Genomic DNA, 745 nt, shown 5'->3' with positions numbered 1-745 from the left:
GCCGTGCGCGGCATCGTCGACGGCGACTGGCGCGTGGTCGGCTGGGTCACATCGGGCGGCTATGCGCATTATGTGCAGAAGTCGATGGCGCAGGGTTATATCCCCGCAGCGCTTGCCGAGGACGAAAGTGCCGGGCTGTTCGAGATCGAGATCCTCGGTCACCGGCGCCCGGCCCGCATCAATGTCGAAGCGCCCTTCGATCCGAGCGGCGAGAAGATGCGGACCTGAGGTTCGACGATGGACAGCGCGGGGCCGAAGGGCAGCTTTGGCCGCCACCGCAAGATCATGCCGTTCGAGCCGGGCTCGATCGAAGCTTTGCGCGACGCCTCCCGTCAGAAGGCGGGTTCGCTCAATCAGCATGTGCTGGGCTATGGCCCGCGGGCCGAGGCTGAGTGGGCGGCGGCAGGCATTGCCGCGCCCGACCTGGCGGCGATGCGAAAATACCGGCTGGAGCGTATCCGCGCCGAGTTGAAGCGGCGCGGCTATGCCGGCGCCCTGCTCTACGACCCCGTCAACATCCGCTACGCCACCGACAGCACCAACATGCAGCTTTGGGTGGCGCACAATCCGACGCGGCATTGCTTTATCGCCACTGAAGGCCCGGTGGTGCTGTTCGATTATTTTTCCTGCGAGCACCTGTCCGACCATTCCGGCGTCGTCAACGAGGTGCGGCCGGCGGTGTCGTGGATGTATCTCTATGGCGGTGAGCTGACCGAGCAAAAGGTCCGCCGGTGGGCCGCCGGGA

General features: G+C 65.8%; 2 protein-coding genes. Both read left to right on the top strand.

The window, feature by feature from the left end; all coding sequences use genetic code 11:
- The coding region (locus EN925_RS38245) for a glycine cleavage T C-terminal barrel domain-containing protein (RefSeq protein ID WP_164894794.1) at positions 1-228 on the top strand (228 nt) is incomplete at its 5' end.
- A gap of 9 nt (positions 229-237) precedes the next feature.
- A partial coding sequence (locus EN925_RS38240; protein WP_206633198.1) for an aminopeptidase P family N-terminal domain-containing protein occupies positions 238-745 on the top strand: 508 nt, incomplete at its 3' end.

The organism is Mesorhizobium sp. M7A.F.Ca.US.006.04.2.1 (assembly GCF_004022915.1).
Lineage (GTDB): Bacteria > Pseudomonadota > Alphaproteobacteria > Rhizobiales > Rhizobiaceae > Mesorhizobium > Mesorhizobium ciceri.
The sequence above is the reverse complement of the archived record's forward strand: the minus strand, read 5'-3'. Positions and strand labels throughout refer to the sequence as shown.